The 9,132-nt window shown below is 66.9% G+C and carries 6 protein-coding genes; 5 read left to right on the top strand and 1 reads right to left on the bottom strand.

Annotated features, from left to right (window positions below):
* Window positions 1-298 precede the first annotated feature (298 nt).
* Window positions 299-1,726: a glycoside hydrolase family 5 protein gene (locus BUC15_RS17940; protein ID WP_073191229.1), complete on the top strand. Its 1,428-nt coding sequence runs from the start codon at window positions 299-301 to the stop codon at window positions 1,724-1,726.
* Window positions 1,727-1,731: 5 nt separating this feature from the next.
* Window positions 1,732-3,114, top strand: a complete 1,383-nt coding sequence (locus BUC15_RS17945; protein ID WP_073191232.1) for an MFS transporter — start codon at window positions 1,732-1,734, stop codon at window positions 3,112-3,114.
* Between the two features lie 71 nt (window positions 3,115-3,185).
* Here BUC15_RS17945 and BUC15_RS17950 read toward each other — a convergent pair whose 3' ends face one another.
* Entirely contained in the window at window positions 3,186-4,118 is a 933-nt protein-coding gene (locus BUC15_RS17950) for an NAD-dependent epimerase/dehydratase family protein (protein ID WP_073191235.1), read from the bottom strand.
* A 421-nt stretch (window positions 4,119-4,539) separates the two neighbouring features.
* On the opposite strand from BUC15_RS17950, the gene BUC15_RS17955 reads away from it, so the two are divergent.
* The 3 genes from BUC15_RS17955 to BUC15_RS17965 are packed head-to-tail and all read left to right on the top strand — an operon-like array spanning window position 4,540 to window position 9,001.
* Window positions 4,540-6,315 (top strand): glycosyltransferase family 2 protein, encoded by a 1,776-nt coding sequence (locus BUC15_RS17955; protein ID WP_073191238.1) that lies wholly within the window; start codon window positions 4,540-4,542, stop codon window positions 6,313-6,315.
* The gene (locus tag BUC15_RS17960; protein ID WP_073191241.1) at window positions 6,312-7,046 is read left to right on the top strand and encodes an efflux RND transporter periplasmic adaptor subunit; all 735 of its coding nucleotides are present in this window, start codon (window positions 6,312-6,314) and stop codon (window positions 7,044-7,046) included. The genes BUC15_RS17955 and BUC15_RS17960 overlap by 4 nt, the downstream gene beginning before the upstream one ends.
* Window positions 7,043-9,001 carry a glycosyl hydrolase gene (locus BUC15_RS17965; protein WP_139280355.1) on the top strand — a complete coding sequence of 653 codons (1,959 nt, stop codon included), beginning with the start codon at window positions 7,043-7,045 and terminating at the stop codon, window positions 8,999-9,001. The genes BUC15_RS17960 and BUC15_RS17965 overlap by 4 nt, the downstream gene beginning before the upstream one ends.
* Window positions 9,002-9,132: the final 131 nt, after the last annotated feature.

Here is a 9,132-nt window from a genome sequence, read left to right on the forward strand (position 1 = left end):
TAAGGCGCGCGAACCTTTGGGCGAGTCTGTGGGGATGGTCGCGTTGGTTTCGTCACGGTCCCCGGCGCTTCGCGCGGTGGGGACCGGCTCAACCGTCGCGCGGGACCGGCTCAACCGTCGCGCGGGACCGGCTCAACCGGCGCTTGGCCCGGCTCAACCGGCGCTGGGACCGGCTCAACCGTCGCTCGGACCGGCTCAACCGTCGCTCGGCCCGGCTCAACCGAACAACCCCCAATCCACACCCCGCAAACGCCCCTCCACTAGGGTCGACGGGTCACCTCCCACCGAAAGAGCAAAGATGGTTCTGCGTACCGACGGGGCACGGCTCCGCGACCACCACGGGCGACACCGCGTCCTCCACGGCATCAACCTCGTCGCCAAAGGCAACCGGCGACCGACCGGCAGTTTCGTCGACCGCGGGTTCCGCGGCTCCTGGACCCCCGGCGACCTCACCGACCTCGCCTCCCGCGGCTTCACCCTCGTGCGACTCGGCGTCATCTGGGCCGCCGTCGAGCCCGAACCCGGCCGCTACGACGACGCCTACCTCGGCTGGATCCTCGAACAACTCGACGCCATCCACGACGCAGGGATGCTCGCGCTCCTCGACTCCCACCAGGACCTCTACTCCCAGAACTACAGCGACGGCGCCCCCACCTGGGCGACCCTCACCGACCACGAGTTCGCAGACACCGACCTTTGGAGCGACGCCTACCTCACCAGCCCCGCCGTCCACGAGGCCCTCGACCGGTTCTGGGAGAACGCACCCGGCCCCGACGGCGTCGGCCTGCAGGACCGGTTCGCGGCCATGTGGCGCCACGTCGCCGCCCGCTTCCACGGCCATCCGGCCCTCGCCGGCTACGACCTCATCAACGAACCGACCCCCGGCAGCCAGGCCCCGCAGATCTTCGGGACGGTGCTCGGCGCGTTCGCCGCCGTCACCGGGCAGGACCTTGAGCAGGTCTTCGCCGACTTCGACGACCCCGAGGCCAAGTTCGCGCAGCTGGCCAGGCTCGAGGACGTCGCCGTCCACCGTCAGATCGGCGACACCGTCGCCCCGCTCGTGGCCGCCTTCGAGGCCGACGCCGTCGCCCCGCTGATGGCCCGCGTCTCCGCCGCCATCCGCACGGTCGACCCCGGCACCCTCATCCTGCGCGAACACGACTACTTCGCCAACATCGGAATCCCGTCCGGGCAGCCGCCGCTCGACGACGCCAACTGGGCCTACTCCCCGCACGGCTACGACCTCACCGTCGACACCCCCGCCATCGCCCTTTCCAGCAACACGCGCGCCACCACCATCTTCGCCCGCCACGCCGAGACCGCCGAGCGGCTCGGCGTCCCCGTCATCGTCGGCGAATGGGGCGCACTGACCCTCGGCCGCGGTGTCGCCGACCACGGCGTCGCGCTGCAGGACCTGTTCGACTCGTTCGGCTGGTCCTGGACCTACTGGGTCTGGGAGGACGGCTTCGCCGACTCCGAGGCGGCCGCCGCCCTCACCCGACCCCGCCCGGTCGCGTTCGCCGGCGACGGGCAGCAGTGGCGCGTCGTCGACGGCACCCTCCATGCCACCTGGCGCGGAGCCGACACCGGCGAGCCGTCCCTGTTCTTCGCACCCGACGGCGTCGCACACGCCCACCGCGACGGCGCCCCGGTGCCGGTGACACGCGACGGTGCCTGGATCAGCGTCGCGGCAGGCGAAGGCGACTTCGAGCTGACGGCGCGGTAGCCGCGGTGGCGCTGAAGTTCCGGCAGCGGGCGCTGCTGGCGACGCCACTGCCGGCGACGTGGATGTCGACGGTGATCATCCACAACGTCTACGTGAAGTTCTACACCGACGTCATCGGGCTCGACCCGAAGTACGTCGGCTGGGTGTTCCTGGCGTTCAACATCTGGAACGTGATCAACGACCCCATCTTCGGGGTCCTGCTCGACAAGATGGCCTATCGCCCGGGCAAGGGAAAGTTCCTGCGCGTCATGCGCATCACGATCCCGTTCATGCTGATCGGGCTGGTGGCGATGGCGTGGACGAGCCCGTCCTGGCCGCAGATGACCATCTTCCTGGTGTTCCTGATCGAGCTGTTCCTGTTCGACGTCGCCGCCACCTTCTACCTCATCTCGGCCACCAGCTACTTCTACCTCGCGGCGCCGACCAGGGAGGACCGCATCGACGTCGAGGTGGTCAAGACGTGGATCGGCAACATCACCTCTGCGGTCGCCACCGTAGTCGCGACACAGTTGCTCGTCGGCGACACCATCACAGAACACACCACGATCGCGACCATGCTGATGGGCGTCGTGCTCGTCAACGCCGCGCTCTACCTGATCCCGGCGCTCCTGCTGAAGGACCCTCCCGAGCTGTATGAGGGCGACGCCGGGCAGCAGTCGGTCACCTGGCCCCAACTCAAGGAGGACGCCCGCTCCATCCTCAGGATGCGCGCGTTCTGGGCGTGGTTCGGCTACGGCATCACGGCGGCCGCGCCGATGGGCATGTACTTCACCGCGTTCCTCTACTTCATGGACCACGTGATCCGCAGTTCGGGCACGGAGGCGACCATCACCGACGTCGGGTCGATGGTCGTCGTGCTGCTGCTGATGCCCTTGTTCGCCCGCCTGATCAAACGTCTCGGGAGCCGGACAAGCATCTTCGTCGGGATGATCCCCTACATCCTCGGGCTGGCCGCGCTGTTCGCGGTGACCAAGTGGTGGCAGGTGCTGCTCTGCTACGTCGTGTTGATGAGCGGTCGATACATCATGACGACCTCGGGGGTCCCGCTGGAGGCCGCGCTGATCGACGAGAACGAACGCACCACCGGCACCCGCAAGACCGGCTCGTTCGTCGCCTTGCGGGCGCTGCTCTCGGCGCCGGTGATCGGGGTCCAGACCTCGCTGTTCCTGTGGATCATCGCCGGGTTCGGCTACGACCAGAACGCCGACGTGCAGTCGTCCAGCGCCCAGTTCGGGATCCGGGTCGCCACCGCCGGAGTCCCCATCGCCATGGCGCTGCTCGGCGCCGTCGCCATGTTCTTCCTGCCGTATACGAAGCAGGTGGAGGCGGAGCTGAGCGAGTTCTCGAAGGCTAGGCGGGAGCCGGGGACGGCGTTCCAGGAGGACTGAAACCGGTCACTCCAGGATCACCAGGCGGCTCGTGGCGCGCGTCATCGCAGCACCGATGTTGGAGGTAGGAGTTACGGTTCCAACGTCCAGGTGGACAGCCTGGGCGCGGTGGGGGCGACGCCGAGGTCGCGGTCGAGCCGGGTCGTCACGAAGATCCTGGACCGCGCCACATGCGATGCCGAGTAGCGCGTGAGCAGCGGGTGTTTCCTCGCGGGCGACGCGTGACCCCACGCCTCGAGCGCGACGGCGATCGTCCAGGTGAGGGCCTCCCCGAGGAGCAGGGGTCGCTCGGGCCAACCGTTCGCCGTCGAGATGGCGCGGACGATGTCGAGCGCGGGCAGTGCGTCCGCGTCGGCGACGTTGACGATGCCCGTGACCTCCGGTCGCTCGACGGCGGCGACGCAGGCCGCGGCCAGCAGGTCGACGTGGGTCAGGTGTACCAGCGTCCGCCGTCCGGAGGGAACCAGGAACCGGCCGAAGACCCGGGCCGCGGAGAGCCGTGGGAGCAGAGTGGGGTCGCCTGGGCCGTAGACGGCGTGCGGGCGCAGGATCAGCGACCCCGGCCGCGCCCCGACCAGTTCCTCCTGGGCGATCTTGGCGCGGGGGTACGGCGAAAGGGGCCGCGTCGTCGGCGGCACCGACTCGTCGACCAGCCCTTTGACAAGGGGATACACGCTGCACGAGGACACCAACACAATCCGGGCCGTCGGGAAGGCGGCCAGCACGCGGGCCGTCCCGTTGACCGTCACGCGCTGCTGGACGGGCCACGGGTCCCAGTCGTTGACGTGGGCGGCGGCGTGGACGACTGCGGTCGCCTCGGGGAGGTCGGACGGCGCCGTCTGGGTCAGGTCCCAGTGGAGCCAACGCAACCCAGGTCGCTCGGGGACGGGTCGTCGGGAGAGGGCGAGTACTTGGTGCCCGGCGCCGAGGAGGGCGTCGACGATGTGAGTGCCGACGTATCCGCTGGCGCCGGTGACGACCACGCGTCGGGTTGTTGGGTCCACGCGGTCGAAACTACCTCAGACGGCGAGGCGGTTGAGTCGCGTGGCTGCTGGTTGAGCCGCCCGGCGAGCGCCAGCGAGTAGGCGTGTCGAAACCTCCTTGCGCTGGTTGAGCCGCCCGGCGAGCTCTGCGAGCAGGCGTGACGAAACCCTCTGGCACACGGTGCAGGGTCCCGGCCACAGGTCCCGAGACGACGCCCACTTTGGCTTAACATCGCGATGTTGGTTCGTCCATGAACGAACATCGCGATCCTAAGGCGCGCGCGATCCTCTGTCATGAAGAGCCCATTGTCAAGTGTGCAATCGACCATGGACGCCGTTTTGGAAAGTGACCCCTTCGCGACGCATGATAGATTCGTCAATCAGCGGCGGATGGGCCCTGATCGTCGATGGGCCGCGCGCCACAAGACGATGGAGGGGGCCCATGGGCTCTGTTAATCACGACTACGCGTCGGTCGACGCATTCGACGGCGACACCAGGCTAGCGGCAACCCGCAACACCTACTCGCCAGTCATGCTCCTGCTGACGATCCTTTCTACCTTCGGTGTCCTCTACTACGGCTGGTTCCTCTGGCAACCAGAGCATCGGGGCGACATCCTGCCCTGGCTGCTGGTCATCTGCGCCGAGAGCGTCCTGGTGCTACACGGACTTGCGGCCATGTGGACGATCCTCGCCGGATACCGCGACCGCCGCGACTGGACCTACTTTGCGACGAGGGCCGCACTCTACGATCTCGACGACCCCGACGTGTTCCTGAACCCTGACGACCCGACCGAGTGGCCGCTGCGCATCCGGGGCCGCGAGGTGAGCGTCGACATCCTCATCACCGTCTACGGTGAACCGCTCGAGGTGATCCGCCGCACGGCGGAGGCCGCCATGGCGGTTCGAGGCAAGCACCTCACCTGGATCCTCGACGATGGACGCTCGGACGACGTGCAGGCCCTGGCCGCGGAGATCGGCTGCCGATACATTCGACGACTCAGCTCGAATGGTGCGAAGGCGGGCAACCTGAACAATGCGCTCACCATCACCAAGGGCGAGTTCTTCGTCATCCTGGACGCCGACTTCGTGCCGCTGCCGGGACTGATTGAGCAGACGCTGCCATTCCTCGAGGACTCGACGGTCGCGTTCGTGCAGACCCCGCAGACCTACGGAAACCTGCACAACTTCGTCGCCCGCGGCGCCGGATACATGCAGTCCATGTTCTACCGATTCGTCCAGCCGGGCCGCAACGCATTCAACGCGGCGTTCTGCGTCGGCACCAACGTGATGTTCCGACGGGCAGCCGTCGACGACGTCGGAGGCATCTATACCGACTCCAAGAGCGAGGACGTGTGGACCTCCATGGTCATGCACGGACGCGGTTGGAAGAGCGTGTTCCTGCGGGAGACCCTCGCCGTCGGTGATGCCCCCGACACCATCGAGGCCTACTCGAAGCAGCAGTTGCGCTGGGCGACCGGCGGTTTCGAGATCCTCTTCACCAGCAACCCCCTGCTCACCAGGCGCAAACTCTCGCTCGACCAGCGGCTGATGTACTTCGTCACGGCCACCCACTATCTGACGGGGATCGTGCCTGGCGTGCTGCTGTTCGTCCCGATGCTCGAGATCTTCTTCGACCTCAGGCCAGTGTCGATGGGCATCGGAATGGGGCAGTGGTTCATCGCCTACGCAGGGTTCTACGTGTTGCAGATCGTGCTGGCGTTCTTCACGCTCGGCTCGTTCCGCTGGGAGGTGCTGACCCTTGCCGCAGCCTCGTTCCCGATCTACTTCAAGGCGCTCTTCAACGTAATCATCGGCCGCGACCAGGCCTGGAGCGTCACCGGTGCCAACAAGCAGGTCGCGTCACCGTTCAACTTCATCGTCCCCCAGATAGTCACGTTCGTGCTACTGGCGGCCACCACGGCAGTCGGAATCTGGCGCGATCAGATGAACTCACAGGTCGCCGTCGCCACCATCTGGTGCGGGCTGAACACCTTCGTGCTCGGCCTGTTCCTGATGATCGCTTTCCGTGAGGCACGCAGAAACCGCTTCGGGGTCGACGACACCGAAGCCGATGATGCCAAGGCGCTCGCACTAGGCGGGTTGCTCGGCGCACCCGAGCCTCGCACCACACCACACACGCTCGTCCTGTCGGAACTGAAGGAACGGGCAGAGGTAGCCGCGAAAGGCGCGGCGCCTGCCAGGAGGGAGAAATCATGACCTGGGCAAACCGTCTCCGGCTGCTGGGCAGCCTGCTGCTCACCGCAGCCCTAATTTTCGTGCTCGTAGTGGTTTTCAACCAGCGGCAGCACACCATCGCATCCACCTCGGCGACGATCATCGCGCCAAGCGCCGCGGTCGCCTCGAACTACGGCGGCATCATCACGGAATCCCACGTCACCGTTGGCCAGAGCGTCAAGGTTGGCGATCCGTTGTTCGACGTGAGCAGCATCAGCCTGCAGCAGGACCTTGCCAACGGCGTGGTCGTAACCTCATCCGAGGCCCTCCAGGTCGATGCGGAGGCAGGCATGCTGCGCTACCTCGCCACCATCCCGGGTGTCGTCACCCGCATCGACGCCCAGGTGGGCAGCTACCTTGCCGCAACCCAGCCCCTCGCGGTGATCACCTCCGACACCGGACGCGTCGTCGAGGCGCAGTTCGTGCTCACCCCTGTCCAGTACGGGCTGATCGAGCGAGGGGCCACGGTCACCATCCGCCTGCCTAACGACTCGCACGTCCCAGGCATCGTCGACAGCGCACTCGTCACCACCACCGACGGCAAGGCCGTAGTCACGGTGCGGGTCACGAGCACGGAGCTCAACAGCAGGGACCTGAACCTAGTCGCCACCGACGGTGCCCCCGTCCAGGCGGTTGTCCAGTTGCGCGATGAGGGGATCCTGGCCGGTCCGACCGATGCTCTGCGTGATCTCGTACACAAGGTGGGCCTGTGAGTAGGCATCAGATGGGACGACGCAGCTTCGGGTTCCTGGTTGGAGGCGCCACGGCAGGCCTCCTGACCGCGGGCTGCACACGCACTCCCGATCAGGTGCCCCCGACCCCGACCGGGACTGCGTCAACACTTGCAGACGGTCACGTCACCGAACTTGTCGGTGCGATGCCGACCCGCACCCTGAAACCCCTTGTCATGGATCGGTTGGCCGATGGGCTGACCCCGCCGACAAACCGTTGGTTCTCCGGCCTCGTGTTTGGGGAGACGGCACAACCCGTCTTCCCCATGCCGTTGGGGTTCGCCCTGGTCGACGGTGGCTTTGAGCTCTGGCTCCCAGAAGTGGTCGTCTCCGACAAGGCGATCATCGGGTCCCGCGGGTCTGGCCTGAAGGTGCTGCTCGAAGGCGCGACCGGAGCCATGGTCACCGGATTCGACGTGGCTTCCGTCGCCGTCGAACTGCGCGACGACTCGGGGGCCGGGCTGGCCGAGGTGCGACTGGTGCAGGGTTCTCCCAGCGTCACCGTCTCGGCCCTACGCGACGTCACCTTCAAGACCGATGGTTCGGGCTTCGGGGTCGTCGGTGGCGAGAGCACCGGCCAGGAGGTGAGCCTCCGGGAGGGTGAGCAGGCCGTGTGGTTCGCGCCGCCGCCCGGCACCGATCCGGCCGACCTGGCCGACCTCGTCGCTCCGGTGACCGGCACAGCGGTCGATTGGGACGTCAGTGACGAGTCGGTGACCACCACGCTGACCTACCTGGGCGGCCCGACGCTGCTGGTCACGATGCCGCACCACGAGGCCGGCATCCAGGACGCGTCGGAGCCGATCGGGCAATATCCGAACGTGTACGGCAACCTGGTGCTGCGGCACGCAGACCAGTTGTCCTGGACGTCGAAGCGTTGGGAGATCCAGCCGACGCTCGACCTCTCCGGCTTGGACGACGCCGGCCGGGAGAAGGTCAGAGGACTGGCCGTAACCGACATTGCTGAGGTGCAGCCCTATCCGGAGGACAGCTACTTCGGAGGCAAGGCGCTGTACCGCGACTCGCAACTGTTGGGCATCGCCCGGCAGGTGGGGGCCGACGACGCGGCCCTGGCTTCGCGGTTGACGGAGACGTTGCTGAAGTGGGCCGAGCCCGATGGCGCGACTTCGCGGGAGACCCAGTGCTTCGTCTACGACGATGTGCACAAGGGAATGGTCGGGTTGGAGCCGTCGTTCGGCTCGGAGGAGTTCAACGACCACCACTTCCACTACGGCTATTTCCTGCACGCCGCCGGCACCGTGTGCGCTGAGGACCCCGAGTTGGCCGATCGTCTCGCCCCGGTCTTCGACCTGGTCGCCGCTGACATTGCCTCTCCCGTCGACAATGGGTTGTTCCCGCAGTTCCGCTGCTTCGACGTGTACGCGTCGCACTCGTGGGCGTCGGGCACCGCCCCGTTCGCGGACGGCAACAATCAGGAATCCAGTTCGGAGGCGGTCAACGCTTGGGCGGGGCTCGCTCTCTGGGCCCGGGCCCGTGGCGATGCCGAGCTCGAGAAGCAGGCTGTCTGGATGCATGCGTTGGAGGCGGAAGCCGCGTTGGCTTACTGGCTGCAGCCCGACGTAGCGGAGTTCCCCGGGTTCGGCCACCTTGTATTCGGTATGGGATGGGGAGCCAAACGCGACTACGCCACCTGGTTCTCACCCGACCCGATGGCGATCCTGATGATCCAGATCATCCCGGCAGGACCAGGGGCGACGTACCTTGCGGCCAACCCCGAGGTGATCCCGGCCGCGGTTGAGGAGGGGCTCGCGTCCCGGAACTTCGGCATCCAGTACGGGGACTATGGGCTCATGTACTCGGCGATCGAGAACGGGGATGCCGCGGCCGAGTCGCTGCCGCAGGTTGAGGGGATCATTGATAATGCGGTGACCATGACGTATGTGACGGCATACGTGCTGAGTCGACGCGTTGGCTGAGCCGCCCGGCGAGCGCTAGCGAGTGGGCGTGTCGCCGTTGGTTGAGCCGCCTGGTGAGGTACGAGCCAGGCGTGACGAAACCTTCTGGCGCACGGTGCAGGTTCTTGACCGGCGTGTTGGTTGAGCCGCCT

Source organism: Tessaracoccus bendigoensis DSM 12906, from assembly GCF_900141915.1.
In the GTDB taxonomy this organism is placed as follows: Bacteria; Actinomycetota; Actinomycetes; order Propionibacteriales; family Propionibacteriaceae; genus Arachnia; species Arachnia bendigoensis.